The 15,953-nt window shown below is 76.1% G+C and carries 15 protein-coding genes; 9 read left to right on the top strand and 6 right to left on the bottom strand.

The features are described 5' to 3' along the window. Positions 1–1,092: a PP2C family protein-serine/threonine phosphatase gene (locus tag ACYQBY_RS18695; RefSeq protein ID WP_459645401.1), complete on the top strand. Its 1,092-nt coding sequence runs from the start codon at positions 1–3 to the stop codon at positions 1,090–1,092. Between the two features lie 142 nt (positions 1,093–1,234). Beyond that, positions 1,235–3,109 (top strand): family 43 glycosylhydrolase, encoded by a 1,875-nt coding sequence (locus ACYQBY_RS18700; RefSeq protein ID WP_459645402.1) that lies wholly within the window; start codon positions 1,235–1,237, stop codon positions 3,107–3,109. Between the two features lie 96 nt (positions 3,110–3,205). Here the strand turns inward: ACYQBY_RS18700 and ald are convergent, their stop codons facing one another. After that, a complete protein-coding gene (gene ald, locus ACYQBY_RS18705) occupies positions 3,206–4,321 on the bottom strand; it encodes an alanine dehydrogenase (protein ID WP_459645403.1) in 1,116 nt (371 codons plus the stop codon). 122 nt (positions 4,322–4,443) lie between these two features. On the opposite strand from ald, the gene ACYQBY_RS18710 reads away from it, so the two are divergent. Both ACYQBY_RS18710 and ACYQBY_RS18715 read left to right on the top strand, forming a co-directional pair. Next, positions 4,444–4,956, top strand: coding sequence for an Lrp/AsnC family transcriptional regulator (locus ACYQBY_RS18710; RefSeq protein WP_459645404.1), 513 nt, complete (start codon positions 4,444–4,446; stop codon positions 4,954–4,956). Between the two features lie 47 nt (positions 4,957–5,003). Next, entirely contained in the window at positions 5,004–5,681 is a 678-nt protein-coding gene (locus tag ACYQBY_RS18715; RefSeq protein WP_459645405.1) for a PIG-L family deacetylase, read from the top strand. 7 nt (positions 5,682–5,688) lie between these two features. Here the strand turns inward: ACYQBY_RS18715 and ACYQBY_RS18720 are convergent, their stop codons facing one another. From ACYQBY_RS18720 to ACYQBY_RS18735, 4 genes are all read right to left on the bottom strand, one after another. After that, complete coding sequence (locus tag ACYQBY_RS18720) at positions 5,689–5,946, bottom strand: ubiquitin carboxyl-terminal hydrolase 14 (protein ID WP_459645406.1); 258 nt, start codon at positions 5,944–5,946, stop codon at positions 5,689–5,691. A gap of 79 nt (positions 5,947–6,025) precedes the next feature. After that, positions 6,026–7,609, bottom strand: coding sequence for a Na+/H+ antiporter (locus ACYQBY_RS18725; protein WP_459645407.1), 1,584 nt, complete (start codon positions 7,607–7,609; stop codon positions 6,026–6,028). A gap of 29 nt (positions 7,610–7,638) precedes the next feature. Continuing rightward, the gene (locus tag ACYQBY_RS18730) at positions 7,639–8,502 is read right to left on the bottom strand and encodes an aldo/keto reductase (RefSeq protein ID WP_459645408.1); all 864 of its coding nucleotides are present in this window, start codon (positions 8,500–8,502) and stop codon (positions 7,639–7,641) included. A gap of 48 nt (positions 8,503–8,550) precedes the next feature. Then, positions 8,551–9,468, bottom strand: a complete 918-nt coding sequence (locus ACYQBY_RS18735) for a phosphoribosylaminoimidazolesuccinocarboxamide synthase (protein ID WP_459645409.1) — start codon at positions 9,466–9,468, stop codon at positions 8,551–8,553. Between the two features lie 199 nt (positions 9,469–9,667). On the opposite strand from ACYQBY_RS18735, the gene ACYQBY_RS18740 reads away from it, so the two are divergent. Then, positions 9,668–9,940, top strand: a complete 273-nt coding sequence (locus ACYQBY_RS18740) for a hypothetical protein (protein ID WP_459645410.1) — start codon at positions 9,668–9,670, stop codon at positions 9,938–9,940. 44 nt (positions 9,941–9,984) lie between these two features. After that, positions 9,985–10,770: a class I SAM-dependent methyltransferase gene (locus ACYQBY_RS18745; protein WP_459645411.1), complete on the top strand. Its 786-nt coding sequence runs from the start codon at positions 9,985–9,987 to the stop codon at positions 10,768–10,770. Positions 10,771–10,772: 2 nt separating this feature from the next. Here ACYQBY_RS18745 and purD read toward each other — a convergent pair whose 3' ends face one another. After that, positions 10,773–12,032, bottom strand: a complete 1,260-nt coding sequence (gene purD, locus ACYQBY_RS18750; protein WP_459645412.1) for a phosphoribosylamine--glycine ligase — start codon at positions 12,030–12,032, stop codon at positions 10,773–10,775. 55 nt (positions 12,033–12,087) lie between these two features. Here purD and ACYQBY_RS18755 point away from each other — a divergent pair, with 55 nt between their 5' ends. The 3 genes from ACYQBY_RS18755 to ACYQBY_RS18765 all read left to right on the top strand — a co-directional run bounded on the left by ACYQBY_RS18755 (position 12,088) and on the right by ACYQBY_RS18765 (position 15,918). Continuing rightward, positions 12,088–13,185 carry an FUSC family protein gene (locus ACYQBY_RS18755; RefSeq protein ID WP_459645413.1) on the top strand — a complete coding sequence of 366 codons (1,098 nt, stop codon included), beginning with the start codon at positions 12,088–12,090 and terminating at the stop codon, positions 13,183–13,185. Positions 13,186–13,266: 81 nt separating this feature from the next. Beyond that, positions 13,267–14,241 (top strand): TIGR03885 family FMN-dependent LLM class oxidoreductase, encoded by a 975-nt coding sequence (locus ACYQBY_RS18760; RefSeq protein ID WP_459645414.1) that lies wholly within the window; start codon positions 13,267–13,269, stop codon positions 14,239–14,241. A gap of 3 nt (positions 14,242–14,244) precedes the next feature. Next, a complete protein-coding gene (locus ACYQBY_RS18765) occupies positions 14,245–15,918 on the top strand; it encodes an alpha-amylase family protein (protein ID WP_459645415.1) in 1,674 nt (557 codons plus the stop codon). Positions 15,919–15,953 lie beyond the last annotated feature (35 nt).

The following is a 15,953-nucleotide window of genomic DNA, read 5'->3' on the forward strand; positions in this document are numbered from 1 at the left end:
GTGACCGGTCCCGCCGCGGACCGGCGCCGGGAGCGCCGCCGCGCCGTGCGGCGCACCGCGGTCCTCACCGCGGCGCTGGCGTGGGTGCTGCTGCTGTGGGGCGGGCAGTGGGCGACCTCGGACCGGCTGGTGGTCGTGCCGTGGCTGGCGCTGGGCCCGTTCGCGGCGTCCCTGGTGCTGAGCTGGCGGGCCACCACCCTGGTCGCGCTGGCCGTGGTGGCCGCCGTCACGCACCTGACGGCGACCGTGGCCGGCGACCTGGAGACCGGCGTGGGTCTGGTGCGCATCGCGGGCAGCGCCGCCCTGGCGGGTTTCGCCGTGTTCAGCGCGTCGGTGCGGGTGGGCCGGGAGCGGCGGATCCGGCGCTTCACGGAGATCGCCACGGTGGCGCAGACGGCGATCCAGCACCCGGTGCCGGCGCAGGTGGGGCACCTGCTGCTGTCCTCGCGCTACGTCTCGGCCAGCGCGGACGCGCTGGTGGGCGGGGACCTGTTCGACGTGGTGGCCAGCGGGCCGGCGGTGCGCGTCATCGTGGGGGACGCCCGCGGCAAGGGGCTGCCGGCGGTGCACACGGCCGCCGCGGTCCTGTCGGCGTTCCGCGCCACCGCGCCCCGGCAGGCCGTGCCCCTGGACGAGGTGGCGCGCGGGATCGACGCGGCGCTCACGCCGGGGCTGGCGGAGGAGGACTTCGTGACCGCGGTGCTGTGCGAGCTGCACCCCGACGGCCGGGTCCTCGTGGTGCGCTGCGGGCACCCGGCGCCGCTGCGGCTGGCGCCGGGCCGCCCGCCGGAGGAGGTGGGTGCCGTGCCGTGCCTGCCGCTGGGGATGGGGGTGGAGCCGGTGGTGGAGGCCGCGGAGCTGCGCCGCGGTGAGCGGCTGCTGTTCTTCACGGACGGGCTGGTGGAGGCGCGGGACGCGCAGGGCGCCTTCTTCGACCTGCCCGCCGCCGCGCGCCTGCTCCTGCCCGTGGGCCCACCGACGCCCGCGGGCCTGGACGCCGCGCTGGACCGGCTGCTGGGTGCGGTGCGCGCGCACGTCGGGGGTGCGCTGGGCGACGACGTCGCGCTGCTGCTGGTCGAGCCCGCCCGCTGAGCGGTCCCGCGGTGTCCTGGACGTGTTCCGCAGAGGCGCTTGCATCGTTGTAAAGAAGGACGCACACTGCTCCCGCAGCGCCGCCGCAACGCGGCGCCCCGCGTCCCCGGAGTGGTGGGCGCGGTCACAGAGAGGTGCGCCCGTGATCCGAACCACCCTCGCGAGGACCTGGGTCCCCGCCCTCGCCGCAGCCGTCCTGGCCGGGAGCGCGGCCGTCGCCGTGCCCGCCGCCGCGCAGCCCGCCCAGCCCGGCCCGTCCGCCGCGCAGCCCGCCCCCGCCGCGCCCCGCGCGCAGGACACCATCGCCCACGACCCGACGGTGGTCCGCGAGGGCGACTGGTACTACATGGTGATCACCGGCGACGCCGGCCGGGCGAACACGTACCTGCCCGTGAAGCGCTCGCGCGACCTGGTGACCTGGACCGAGCTGGACCCGGTGTTCTCCTCGCTGCCGTCGTGGGTCCTGCCCACCCTGGGCAGCGCCGTGAACCGGCCCATCACCGACCTGTGGGCCCCGGACCTGAGCTACTCGAACGGCGAGTGGCGGCTCTACTACGCCGTCTCCGCGGCGTTCGGCCAGAACCACTCCGTCATCGGCCTGGCCACCACGAAGACGCTCGACCCGGCCAGCCCCGACTTCGGCTGGCGGGACCAGGGGCTGGTCGTGCAGTCGAAGCCCTCCCCCGGCGACCCGCAGGAGTTCAACGCGATCGACCCCGACGTCACCACCGACGCCCAGAAGCGGCAGTGGCTCTCGTTCGGCTCGTTCTGGACCGGGCTGAAGATGATCCGGCTCGACCCGGCCACCGGCAAGCCGTCCACCGAGGACACCCGGACCTACGACCTCGTGAACCGGGCGTACGCGCCGAACGCCGTCGAGGGCCCGTCCATCGTGCGGCGCGGCGACTTCTACTACCTGTTCGCCTCCTTCGACTACTGCTGCCGCGGCGTGGACAGCGACTACCGCGTCGTCGTCGGCCGCTCGAAGTCGATCACCGGCCCCTACGTGGACGCCGAGGGCGTCTCGCTCCTCGAGGGCGGCGGCACCGAGCTGCTGCGCGGCCAGAACGAGTTCGCCGGCCCCGGCCACGGTGACGTGCTGGAGGACCGCGGCAGGCAGTACTTCGTCAACCACTACTACGACACCACCACCGCCGGCGCGCCCCGGCTCAACGTCCGCCCCATCACCTGGAGGAACGGCTGGCCCGTCCTCGGCGACCCGCTGAACCCCAGCGCCACCGCCGGGCACGGCTCGGCGTTCGTCGAGATCGCCTCCCGCGCCACGGGGGAGATCGTGCAGACGCCGGACTGCGGCCACGAGGGCGCGAACATCGGCGTCGGCGCCCCCGCTCCGGCCGGCGCCGCGGCCAGGTGCCAGCAGTGGCAGATCGACGACCGCGGCAACGGCTCGCGGATCCTCAACCGGGAGACCAACAACGTCGCCGAGATCGCCCCGTGCAGCCAGGGCGGCAACGTGGCGCAGTGGGGCTGGGTGGCCTCCTTCGGGCCCAACGACTGCCAGCGCTGGAACTTCGACACCGCCGCCGACGGCTGGACCGCGGTCCGCAGCGTCCTGCCCGGTCAGCGGGCCTGGACCGTGGACGGCTCGAACCTCGGGATCGCGGCCGCCGCCACCCCGACGGCCGCCCAGCAGTTCCGGTTCACCCCGGTGGGCGAGGTCCTGCTCGGCGCCGCCACCGGCGGGCAGAGCGTCCTCGGGGTCGAGCGCTGCACCGGCGCCAGCCAGGCCCACCGGGACGTCGAGTTCCAGGAGCGCACGGACAACTCCTGCCAGGAGTGGCGCGTCGAGGCCGTCCCCGGCGCCGCCACCTCGACGGTGACGAACGTGAAGAGCCGGCTGCAGCTGGCGACGGAGGCCGACGGCGACCTCGTCCTCGTCCGGCCCACGGCGGCCAACGCGGCGAGCCGGGCGTGGACCCTCGCGCCGACCGACGAGGGCACCTGGACGCTGGCCAACGGCACCACCCGCGAGCAGGTGACGCTGCTGCGTCCCTGACGGACCCCCGAACCGCCGCAGCCGCCCGTGGACCGTACCGGGCGGCTGCGGTGCGTCCGGGCCCGTCTCGTCCCGGACGGGGTCCGCGCCGCCCGCTCAGGCCAGCAGTTCCGCCGGGTCCACCGCCGCCAGGCCGTGCGCCCGGCCGACCTCCGCGCTCGTGAGCCGGCCCTCGTGGACGGACAGCCCGCGGGCCAGCGCCGCGTCGGCGCGCAGGGCGTCGCGCCAGCCGTGCTGCGCGAGCCGCACGACGTACGGCAGCGTCGCGTTCGTCAGCGCGTACGTGGAGGTGTGCGGCACGGCGCCCGGCATGTTCGCCACGCAGTAGAACAGCGAGCCGTGCACCTCGAACGTGGGGTCGTCGTGCGTGGTGGGCCGGGAGCTCTCGAAGCAGCCGCCCTGGTCGATGGCGATGTCCACGAGCACCGAGCCGGGCCGCATCCGCTCGACCAGCTCGTCGCCGACGAGCCTGGGCGCGCGGGCGCCGGGCACGAGGACGGCGCCGATGACGAGGTCCGCGGCCAGCACGGCCCGGCGCAGCTCGAAGGCGTTGGACACCACGGTGCGGACCCGGCCCCCGAAGCGGGCGTCCACCTCCCGCAGCTTCGGCAGGGACAGGTCCAGCAGCGTCACCTCCGCGCCCATGCCGAGCGCGACCTGCGCGGCGTTCTGCCCGGAGACGCCACCGCCGAGCACGACGACGTCCGCGCCGCGCACCCCGGGCACGCCACCCATGAGGACCCCGCGCCGGCCGCCGGCGCGGGTGAGGTGGTGGGCGCCGACCTGCGGGGCGAGCCGGCCGGCGACCTCGCTCATCGGCGCCAGCAGCGGCAGGGAGCGGTCGGGCAGCTGCACGGTCTCGTAGGCGATGGCGGTGGTGCCGGAGGTCAGCAGCGCGTCCGTGCACCCCCGGGAGGCGGCCAGGTGCAGGTAGGTGAAGAGGACCTGCCCGCGGCGCAGCAGGGAGTGCTCCTGCGCGACGGGTTCCTTCACCTTCAGCAGCAGGTCGGCCGCGCCCCACACGTCCTCGGCGGTGGGCACGATGCGGGCACCGGCCGCGGCGAACTCCTCGTCGGGCAGGGAGCTGCCCGCACCGGCACCGGCCTGCACGAGCACCTCGTGGCCGAGGCCGACGAGCTCGTGGACGCCCGACGGCGTCAGCGCGACGCGGTCCTCGTGGTTCTTCACCTCGGTGGGGACACCGACCCTCATGGCTCGCTCCTCGGTCCAGGCGCCGGCCCCGGGCCCGCGCAGCGGTCGTGCAGCCACCTCCAGCATGAAGATGCGCCGATCACGACGCAATGCAGCGGTGCATCATTCGGTAACGTGCTCCGGTGACGCGCAGAAGTTCGGCGGACCCGGCTCCGGGGACCGCCGGCCCGAACAACGTTCGCCCCGTCCCCGACGAGGTGGACCGCGCGATCCTGCACGAGCTGGCCCGCGACGCCCGCATCCCCAACAACGCCCTCGCCGAGCGCGTCGGCATCGCCCCCTCCACCTGCCTGACGCGGGTGCGTGCCCTGCGCGCCTCGGGCGTCATCCGCGGTTTCCACGCCGACGTCGACCCGGGCGCCCTCGGCCGCGACCTGCAGGCGATGATCTCCGTGCGGCTGGCGGCGCACGCGCGCAGCCACATGGGCCCCTTCGTCGCCCGCATCAGCGCCCAGCCGGAGGTCCTCGACGTGTACTTCGTCGCCGGCGCCGACGACTACCTGCTGCACGTCGCCGTCGGCAGCACCGGGGAGCTGCGCGACTTCGTCGCCCGGCACCTCAACCTCGACCCCGACGTGGCCCTCACCGAGACCAACCTCATCTTCGAGCACACCCGCGCGGCGGGCCGCCGCTGAGGGACGGGGCCCCCGACCCGCTCCGGCCCTGCCGCTACGGTTCGGCGATGCCGGTCACCGTGCGGACGCAGTCCATGGCCGCCCCCGCGGGCGTCGTCTCCCCCGCCGTCTTCCTCGTGCCCCACCAGGACGACGAGACCCTCACGATGGGCCCGGCGATCGAGGAGCACGTCAACACCGGGGCGCACGTCGTCGTCGTGCTCGTCACCGACGGCAAGGCCTCCGGGGCGCGGCGGCTGACCCCCCTGACGGTCGAGGAGTTCTCCGCCGCCCGCGACCGGGAGTTCCTCGCCGCGTGCGCCGCCCTCGGGGTCCCCGAGGAGCAGGTGTTCCTCGCCCACGGCCCCGACGGCGCGCTGCGCACCGAGCTCGCCCGGCACGTCGTCGGCACCTGGGTGCACCTCTTCCCCGCCGGCAGGTTCCGCACCACGACGTGGACCGACGCCCACCCCGACCACGCCGCCCTCGGCGTGGCGCTGCGCGAGCACGCCGCGTCCCTGGACGACGTGCGCTTCTACGTCAAACCCGACGAGTGGGACGCCGAGCGCCCCCGGCCCGCGCTGCGCTCCGAGCGGACCGCGACGCGCCGCTACCTCGCCGCCTGCGACGAGTACGGCCGCGTCGACCACCCCGCCGGCCGGTGGGGCATCGGGATGCTGTCGGTGCCGGGGGTGTTCGCGCGGCGCCGCGCCTCCGACGAGAGCCGCTGGCACGCCGCCGGGTGAGGACCCCTCAGACCACGGCCTCGTCCAGGTAGCACCAGCGCCACCGCTCCCCGGGCTCGAAGGAGGCGACGACGGGGTGGGTGCTGGTGCCGAAGTGCGCGGTGGCGTGCCGGTTCGGCGAGGAGTCGCAGCAGCCGACGTGCCCGCAGGAGAGGCAGCGGCGCAGGTGCACCCAGCGCCCACCGCTCTCCAGGCACTCCTCGCAGCCCTCCGGGGTCCGCGCCGCCGCGTCCGGCAGCCCCTCCACGTGCCCGCACGCGCTCACGGCCGTCCCTCCTCCTCCCGGCCCGCGCCGGGGGGACCAGGGTGCACGGTGCACCCGGTGTGCGCCAGCGCCAGCGCCCTCACGAGGACAGCAGCAGCGACTCCTCGTGGTCCAGCTCGTGCACGGCCTCCCTCAGCAGCGGGTCGGGCAGCCGGCCGGAGTCCCGCAGGCCCACCAGGGTGCGCCGCTCCACGTCGATCATCTGCCGCCGCAGCCGCCGGTACGCCGCGCTCGGCGTCTCCGCCGACTGCCGCCCCAGCCGTTCCCACGCCCGCAGCCGGCGGACCTCCGCGGCGTGCCGCAACCGCTCCTCCACCCCCGGCGGCAGGGGTTCCGCCTCCCCGGCGAGCGCCGCGTCCAGGTGCTCCAGCGACGCCGACGACGCCACCTGCAGCGCCTCGGCCGCCGCGATCCGGTCCGGCACCGGGTCCTCGCGCAGGCCCGAGCGGCGGATCAGGGGCGCCAGCGTCAGGCCCTGCACGAGCAGGGTGCAGGCGATCACGCAGAACGTCAGAAACAGCACCAGGTCCCGCGCCGGCACCGGGGCCCCGGAGTCGTCGACCACCGGCACGGCGAACGCGGCGGCCAGCGACACCACCCCGCGCATCCCCGCCCAGCCCACCACCACCACGCCCTGCCACGGCGGCGGCGGCTCGGACTCCCGCACCCGGCGCGAGAGCAGCCGCGGCAGGTGGGTCGCGGGGAACACCCACGCGAAACGCCCGAGCACCACCGCGGCCACGACGGCCACCGCCGCCCCCGCCACACGGGCCGGGTCGTACCCCTCCAGGCTCTCCAGCAGACCCCGCAGCTGCAGGCCGATGAGGGCGAACACCACGCCCTCCAGCACGAAGTCCACCATCCGCCACACCGCCTCCGTCTGCAGGCGCGTGGCCGGCCCGACCTCCCGCGGGCCGCGGTGCCCCAGCACCAGGCCCGCCACGACCACCGCCAGCACCCCCGAGGCGTGCAGCTCCTCCGCGGGCAGGTACGCCGCGAACGGCGTGAACAGGCTGACGGCGTTCTCCACCACGGGGTCCCGCAGCCGCCGGCGCACCCGCAGCACCAGCCACGCCACCGCGAGCCCGACCGCCAGGCCGCCCGCGCACGCCCACGCGAACCGCGCCAGGCCCTCCGCCCAGGAGAACCCGCCGGTGAGGACGGCGGCCAGCGCCACCCGGTACGCGGTGAGGGCCGTCGCGTCGTTGAGGAGGCTCTCCCCCTCCAGGATCGTCAGGAGCTTGCGGGGCAGGCCCGCCCGCCGTGCCACCGCGCTCGCCGCGACCGCGTCCGGCGGGGCCACGACCGCGCCCAGCAGGAACGCCACCGCCCACGGCATCTGGGGCACCACCGCGTGCGCGACGACCCCCACCAGGGCGGTGCAGAACAGCACGTACCCCACGGACAGCAGGCCGATGGGACGGCGGTAGCGGCGGAAACCCGTGAGGGAGGAGGAGATCGCCGAGGAGTACAGCAGCGGCGGCAGGACCAGCACCAGCACCAGCTCCGGGTCCAGCTCGAACTCCGGGACCCCGGGCACGAACGAGGCCGCGATCCCCGCCAGCACCAGCAGGATCGGGCCGGGCAGGCCGGAGCGGCGCGCGAACGCGGCCACGGCGGTCACGGCGAGCAGGAACAGCAGGACGTCGAGGAAGCCGTGCACGCCGGGAGTCAACCGCACCGGCGGCGGGCTCAGGACAGGGCGTCCAGCGCGGCCAGCACCTCCGCGTCCAGGTCCAGGCCCGCCGCGGCCACGTTCTCCTCCAGGTGCGCGACGCTGCCGGTACCGGGGATCGGCACGAGGACGGGCGAGCGGTGCAGCAGCCACGCCAGGGCCAGCTGGGTGCGGCTCGCACCCAGCCGCCGGGCCGGCCCCTCCAGCCGGTCCGAGGCCGCCACCCGGCTGCCCCCCGCGGGTGTGGCGCCGAGGGGGAAGAACGGCAGGAACGGGATCCCCTCCCGCTCGCAGATCCGCAGCACGTCCTCCCCGGAGCGCTCCAGCACGCTGTAGGAGTTCGACACCGTCGCCACGGGGGTGCGCTGCAGCGCCAGCTCCAGCTGCGCGGCGTCCACGTTCGACAGGCCCACCCGCTCCAGCAGGCCGTCGTCGGACATGTCGAGCATCGCGTCGAGGGCCTCCTCGAACGTCACGTCCCGGTTCGGCGTCCAGCGCAGGTGCACCACCGGCAGCGTCTCCAGCCGCAGCAGACGCAGCTCGCGCTCCGCGCCCGCGCGCAACTCCTCCGGGCGCAGCGCCGTGGACCACGAGGCGTCCGGGCGCCGCCCCGCGCCGAGCTTGGACACCAGCACCAGGTCGTCGGGGTAGGGGTGCAGCGCCTCCGCGACCAGCTCGTCCGCCACGTCCGGCCCGTAGTACCAGGCCGTGTCGAGGACCCGCACCCCCAGCTCCACGGCCCGGCGCAGCACCCGGCGCGCCTCGGCCGGGTCCGCCGGCGGACCCGAGACCCGCGGCCCCGTCAGCCGCATCGTGCCGTAGCCCAGGCGCGGGACGGTGCGCTCCGCGAGCCGGACGGTTCCTGCCTCTGTCAGCGCCACGGGGCCATGCTCACCCCGGTCCGTCCCGCGCGCCCGGCGGGAGGGGGCTCAGCCGAACCGGCGGCCCGTCAGCCGCTCGTACGCCTCGACGTAGCGGGCCCGGGTGCGCTCCACGACGGACTGCGGCAGCGGCGGCGGCGGGGTGTCCGAGGCGCGGTCCCACCCGGAGGCCGGGGAGGTCAGCCAGTCCCGCACGAACTGCTTGTCGAAGCTCGGCTGGGCCTGGCCCGGCTCCCAGGAGTCCACCGGCCAGTACCGGGAGGAGTCCGGGGTCAGCACCTCGTCGCCCAGCACGGTGCGGCCCTGGAACCGGCCGAACTCGAACTTCGTGTCGGCCAGGAGGATGCCCCGCTCCCGCGCGACCTGCTCCGCGCGCCCGTAGACCTCCAGGGTCAGGCGGCGCAGCTCCTGCGCGGTGTCCTCGCCGACGGTGGCGGCGACCGCGGCGAAGGAGACGTTCTCGTCGTGCTCGCCGACCGCGGCCTTCGTCGCCGGGGTGAACACCGGCTCCGGCAGGCGGGAGCCGTCCCGCAGGCCCGGCGGCAGCGCCACCCCGCACACCGAGCCCGTGGCGCGGTAGTCGGCCAGGCCGGAACCGGTGAGGTAGCCGCGGGCGACGCACTCCACCGGGTACATCTCCAGCCGGCGGCAGACCATCGCCCGGCCCGCCACCGGCGCGGGCACGTCGGTGGACACGACGTGGTTCTCCACGACGTCCGCGAGCCGCTCGAACCACCACAGGCTCAGCGCCGTCAGGACCGCACCCTTGCCGGGGACGGGCGTGGACAGGACGTGGTCGAACGCGGAGATGCGGTCGCTGGCCACGACGAGCACCACGTCGCCGCGCTCGCCCCCGGGGCCGCCGGCCGGTTCGTACAGGTCCCGGACCTTGCCGGAGTAGACGTGCCGCCAGCCGTCGAGGTCGGGGGCGGAGCCGGGGAGGGGAGCCGTCGTCACGGGCGTCATCGTCCCAGACGGCGCGCGGGGCACCGCCCGTCCCGGCCCGCCTCCTGCGCCCCTCTCCGGGTGTGGGCGGGCAGCAGGCACCCGCACCCCGCCCCTCCCCGGGTTTGGGCGGGGAGGGGGCACCCGCACCCCGCCCCTCCCCGGGTTTGGGCGGGGAGGGGGCGGGTACGGGCAGGACCCCTGGCGGAAGGAGCCGACCGTGACGGACGGGACGGAGCAGGAGGCCGGAGCGCAGCCCGCGCCGGTGCTGGAGAGCGCCATGGCCACGGGCAGCGACGCCGGGGAGGCCGGTGACCGCAGCCCCCTGCCGGAGCCCGGCGGGCCCGCACCGGACGCCGCCGTGGAGGAGGCCCCCGAGGCGGTGACCGCGGCGGCCGACGACACGGTCCTGCCGCCGTCGGTGCTGCCCGCGGCCCGGGACACCGGCGTGGACCCGCTGACACCCCGGTTCCTCGAACCCGGCGCGAGCTGAGCGGGAGCCACCTCCACCGGATCTGCGCGGGGCTACCGTGGGGCGTGGCCTTCGACGTCGCGGCGGAGCCGTACGGGCGCTTCATGGGCCGCTTCTCCGAGCCCCTGGCCGCGCTCACCGCAGCCCTGGTCGACCTGCGGTCCGGGCAGCGGGCGCTGGACGTCGGCTGCGGCCCCGGAGCCCTCACGGCCCGGCTCGTGGAGCGCCTCGGCCCGGCCTCCGTCTGCGCGGTGGACCCCTCGGCCCCGTTCGTGGCCGCCACCGCCGCGCGGCTGCCCGGTGTGGACGTGCGCCGGGCGGGCGCCGAGGACCTGCCCTGGGACGCGGCGGAGTTCGACGTGACGCTGGCGCAGCTGGTGGTGCCCTTCGTGGCCGACCCGGTGGCGGCGCTCGCCGGGATGGGCCGCGTCACCCGCCCCGGCGGCGTCGTCGGCGCGTCCGTGTGGGACCACGCCGGCGGGCGCGGCCCGCTGAGCACGTTCTGGGCGGCGGTGCGCGCGCTGGACCCGGCGGCGCGGGACGAGTCGGGGGCCGCGGGCGCGCGGCGGGGCTCCCTCGCGGAGCTGTTCCGGCGGGCCGGGCTGGAACCCTCGGTGGAGACGGAGCTGGAGGTCCGGGTCCGCTACGCCTCGTCCGGGGAGTGGTGGGAGCCGTTCACGCTGGGGGTGGGGCCGGCCGGGGACCACGTCGCCGGGCTGGACGCCCCCTCGCGCCGGCTGCTGCGCGAGCGGTGCGGGGAGCTGCTGCCGCCCGCACCGTTCGAGGTCAGCGCGACCGCGTGGTGCGTGCTGGCCGCCGCGCCGGCCGGGCCCGCCGCCGGGCCGGGCTGACGTCAGCCCTCCGCGGCGGCCAGGGCGATGTCGCGGCGGAACTGCCCGCCCGCCAGGGTGACCCGCTCCGCGGCGGCGTAGGCGGCGGCCCGCGCGGCGGTCAGGTCCGCGCCGGTGCCCACCACCGACAGCACCCGCCCGCCGGAGGACACCACGGCCCCGTCGCGCAGGGCCGTGCCGGCGTGCAGGACGTACGCGCCGTCCACCGCGTCGGCCTCCGCCAGCCCGCCGAGCGGTTCCCCCGTCAGGGGCGTGCCGGGGTAGCCGGGCGCGGCGACCACCACGGTCACCGCCGCCTCCGGGCGCCAGCGCAGCGGCGGCACCTCCGCGAGCCTGCCCCTGGCCGCGGCCCGCAGCAGCCCCGCCAGCGGCGTCGTCAGCCGGGCCAGCACGACCTGCGTCTCGGGGTCGCCGAAACGGGCGTTGAACTCCACCACCCGCAGCCCCCTCGACGTCAGGGCCAGGCCGCAGTACAGGACCCCGGCGAACGGTGTCCCGCGGCGGGCCATCTCCGCCACGACGGGTCGCGCGACGCGCTCCAGGACCTCCTCCGTCAGCCCCTCCGGCGCCCACGGCAGCGGCGAGTACGCGCCCATGCCGCCGGTGTTGGGGCCCTCGTCGCCGTCGGCGAGGCGCTTGAAGTCCTGCGCCGGGGCCAGCGGCACCACGTCGGTGCCGTCGCACACGCAGAACAGCGACACCTCGGGCCCGTCGAGGAACTCCTCGACGACGACCGCGCCGCCCTCGCGCTCCAGGCACGCCCGGCCGTGCGCCAGGGCCGCATCCCGGTCGTCCGTCACGACGACGCCCTTGCCGGCGGCGAGGCCGTCGTCCTTCACGACGTACGGCGCGCCGAAAGCGTCCAGCGCGTCGGCGACCTCCGCCTCGGTGGTGCACAGGTGCGCCAAGGCCGTCGGCACCCCCGCCGCGGCCATGACCTCCTTCGCGAACGCCTTGGAGCCCTCCAGCCGCGCCGCCTCGCCGGAGGGGCCGAAGCAGTCGATGCCCGCGGCGCGCACCGCGTCGGCGGCCCCCGCCACGAGGGGGACCTCCGGGCCGACCACCACGAGGTCCACGCCCAGGCGGGTCGCGGCGTCCGCCACCGCCTGCGGGTCGGACACGTCCACGGGCTCGCAGGCCACCACGGCGGCCAGGCCGGCGTTGCCCGGTGCCGCGACGACGCGCGTCACCTCCGGGTCGGCCAGCAGGCTGCGGACGAGGGCGTGCTCCCGGGCACCGGAGCCGACGACGAGGATCTCCACGGGGGGCGAGCCTAGTGGTGGTGCCGCCGCGGGGCGGGTGCGTCAGGATCGCCGGGTGCCGGACACGCGCGGGGCGGGCGCCCTGTTCCCCTCGCTCGGCCCGCGGGTGCGCTCCGGCGCCCTGCGCTGGAAGGGCTCGTGGTGGCAGATCCTGCAGTGCGGGATCGGCGCCGTGGCCTCCTGGTACCTGGCGCGGGCCCTGTGGGACCAGCCGGCGCCGGTCTTCGCGTGCGTCGCGGCGGTCATCTCCCTCGGCGTCACGGACGGGCAGCGGCTGCGCAGGGTCCTGGAGCTCGGCGCCGGGGTCACGGTGGGGGTGCTGCTCGGCACCCTGATCGGCGCGGCCATCGGGCACGGCGGCTGGCAGGTCGGCGCCGTGGTGGTGCTGGGCATGGCCGTCGCCCGGTTCCTCGACGCGGGCAACCTCATCGTCAACCAGACCGCGCTGCAGGCCGTCTTCGTCCTGGCGCTGCCCCCGCAGCCCGGCGGCAGCCCCGGCCGCTGGCTGGACGCGATGACGGGCGCGGCGGTGGCCCTGACGATCGCCGCGCTGCTGCCCTCGGACCCGCGCCGGGACGTGCGCGCCCGCGCGGTGTCGTACTGCGCGCGGCTGGCGGGGGTGCTGGAGGACTCCGCCCGCGCGGTCCGGGAGCAGGACGCGGAGCTGGCGCAGCGGGCGCTGGACGCCGCGCGCGCGACCCAGGCGGACCTCGACGCGTGGGCGCAGTCGGTCTCGACGGCGCAGGAGGTGGGGCGCCTGGCCCCGCTGCGGCGGCGGCGCCGCGGTGAGCTGGAGGAGCTGGGCCGGCTGGAGGAGGGCATGGACCGCGCCACGCGGAACCTGCGCGTGGCGGTGCGGCGGGTGCGGACGGCGCTGACGTACGGGGAGGAGATGCCGGACTCCCTGGCCGGGGCGTTCGAGGAGCTCGCGGCGGTGGTGCGCAGCCTGGGCGCGCCGGCGTGGGAGGGCGAGACGCAGCCGCCGGCGGTGGCCGGGCTGCGGGAGCTGGCGGTGCGGCTGGGGCCGCACACCCTCGGCGTGCAGGGCCTGTCCGCCACCGTCGTCGTCGCGCAGCTGCGCTCGGCCGTGGTGGACCTGCTGCAGGCGCACGGCGTGCCGTTCGACGAGGCGCACCGGCTGCTGCCGCGCTGAGCCCGGGGTGCGCGGCGCGCTCGCCCGGCGGAACACGTCCGGGGTGGCGGGGAGGCCGCGACGGCGGGAGGCTCTGCGGACATGACCGTGATCGGCTTCCACTCCTCGCACGAGCAGGTCCACCCCTCCGAGCTGCTGGCGGCGGTGCAGCGTGCCGAGCAGGCCGGGTTCACCGGGGCCATGTGCTCGGACCACCTCGTGCCGTGGAGCGAGCGGCAGGGGCAGTCGGCGTTCGCGTGGTCCTGGCTGGGGGCGGCCCTGCAGGCGACCTCCCTGCCGTTCGGGGTGGTCAACGCCCCGGGCCAGCGCTACCACCCGGTGATCATTGCGCAGGCCGCGGCGACGCTGACGGCGATGTTCCCCGGCCGGTTCTGGGTGGCCCTGGGTTCCGGGGAGGCCGCCAACGAGCACGTCACCGGCGGCGGGTGGCCCCGCAAGAGCCTGCGCAACGCCCGCCTGCGCGAGTGCGTCGACGTGATGCGCGCCCTGCTGGCCGGGGAGGAGGTCAGCCACGACGGCCTCGTCACCGTGGACCGCGCGAAGCTGTGGACGCTGCCGGAGACGCCGCCGCCGTTCATCGGCGCCGCGGTGAGCGTGGAGACCGCCGGGTGGGTCGCCGGGTGGGCCGACGGGCTCGCGACCATCAACCAGCCGGTCGAGCACCTGCGGAGCATGGTGGACGCCTACCGCTCCGCCGGGGGCCGGGGACGGCTCGTGCTCCAGGTCCACGTCTCCTACGCCGCGGACGAGGACACCGCGCTGGCGATCGCCCACGACCAGTGGCGCACCAACGTCTTCCAGCCCCCCGTCTGCTGGGACCTCGACACCCCGCACGCCTTCGACGAGGCCGCCAAGCACGTGCCGCCGGAGGCGCTGCGCGAGTCCGTGCTCGTCTCCTCCGACCCCGGCCGGCTCACCGCGTGGCTGCACGAGCTGATCGAGGTCGGTTTCGACGAGGTGTACCTGCACCACGTCGGCAAGGAGCAGGACGAGTTCGTCGACGTGTTCGGCACGAAGGTGCTGCCGCAGCTCGGCGTCACGCCCAGGGCGGTGTGACCCGTGCGCATCACCGCCACCGCCGACCTGTGGTGGAAGACCGCGGTCGTGTACTGCCTCGACGTGGAGACCTTCTTCGACGGCGACGGGGACGGGACGGGCGACCTGCAGGGCCTGGCCCGGCGCATCGACCACCTCGCGGACCTGGGCGTGACCTGCCTGTGGCTGATGCCGTTCTACCCCTCCCCGGACCGCGACGACGGCTACGACATCACCGACTTCTACGGCGTCGACCCGAGGCTGGGCACCCTCGGGGACCTCGTGGAGGTCATCCGCACCGCCCGCGACCGGGGGATGCGGGTCATCGCCGACCTCGTCGTGAACCACACCTCCCGCGAGCACCCGTGGTTCCGGCAGGCGCGCGCCGACCGCGACTCCCGGTTCCGCGGCTTCTACGTCTGGCGCGACGAGAAGCCGGCGCAGGAACCGGAGCCCGTCTTCCCCGACCAGGAGGACAGCGTCTGGACGTTCGACGAGGAGGCCGGGCAGTACTACCTGCACCGCTTCTACAAGGAGCAGCCGGACCTCGACGTCACCAACCCCGCGGTCCGCGACGAGGTCGCCAGGATCATGGGTTTCTGGCTCGAGCTGGGCCTGTCGGGGTTCCGGGTCGACGCGGTGCCGTTCTTCCTGGAGACGATGGGCGTGGAGGACGGGGACGAGGAGCTGCCCGACCCGCACGCCTACCTCCGCTCGCTGCGCTCCTTCCTGGGGCGCCGCACCGGGGACGGGGTCCTGCTGGGCGAGGTGAACCTCCCGCACGAGGAGCAGCAGACGTTCTTCGGCGGCCCCGACGGGGACGAGCTGACGATGCAGTTCGACTTCACCGCCATGCAGAAGACGTACCTGTCGCTGGCGCGCGCCGACGCCGGGCCGCTGGCCGAGGCGCTGCTGTCCCGGCCGCGGACGTCCCCGGACAGCCAGTGGGCGACGTTCGTGCGCAACCACGACGAGCTGACCCTGGACAAGCTCTCGGAGGACGAGCGGGCCGAGGTGTTCGCGGCGTTCGGGCCCGAGGAGCGGATGCAGGTCTACGGCCGGGGCCTGGTGCGCCGGCTGCCGCCCATGCTGGACGGCGACCCGCGCCGCATCCGCATGGTCTACAGCCTGCTGTTCTCCCTGCCCGGCACCCCGGTCCTCTTCTACGGCGAGGAGATCGGGATGGGCGAGGACCTGGGCGCCGAGGGCCGCCTCGCGGTGCGCACGCCCATGCAGTGGGACGCGGGGGTGAACGGGGGTTTCTCCACCGCCGCCGCCGAGCACCTGCCCGGCCGGGTCGTCGGGGGGCCGTTCGGGCCGCAGCACGTCAACGTGGCGGACCAGCGCCGCGACCCCGCGTCCCTGCTGGCCTTCGTGAAGCTGCTCGTCTCCCGCTACCGGGAGTGCCCCGAGCTGGGCTGGGGCGAGTTCGAGGTGCTGGAGCAGCCGCACCGCTCGGTCCTGGCGCACAGCGCCACCTGGGACGACGCCCGCACCCTCGCGCTGCACAACCTCGGCGCGGACGCCTGCACGGTGCCCCTGGAGCTGGAGGGCTGCGCGGAGGGCACCCGCCTCGTGGACCTGCTCGCGGCGGGCGGGTGCGAGGTGGGCGCCGACGGGCGGGTGGAGGTCGCGCTCGACGGCTACGGGTACCGCTGGCTGCGGGTGGTGCACCCCGGGGACCGCCGCCTGGTGTGAGGCCGCCCGTCCGGGTGGCGCCGGTAACGATCGGG

The sequence above is a fragment of the Kineococcus anabasis genome (assembly GCF_054590795.1).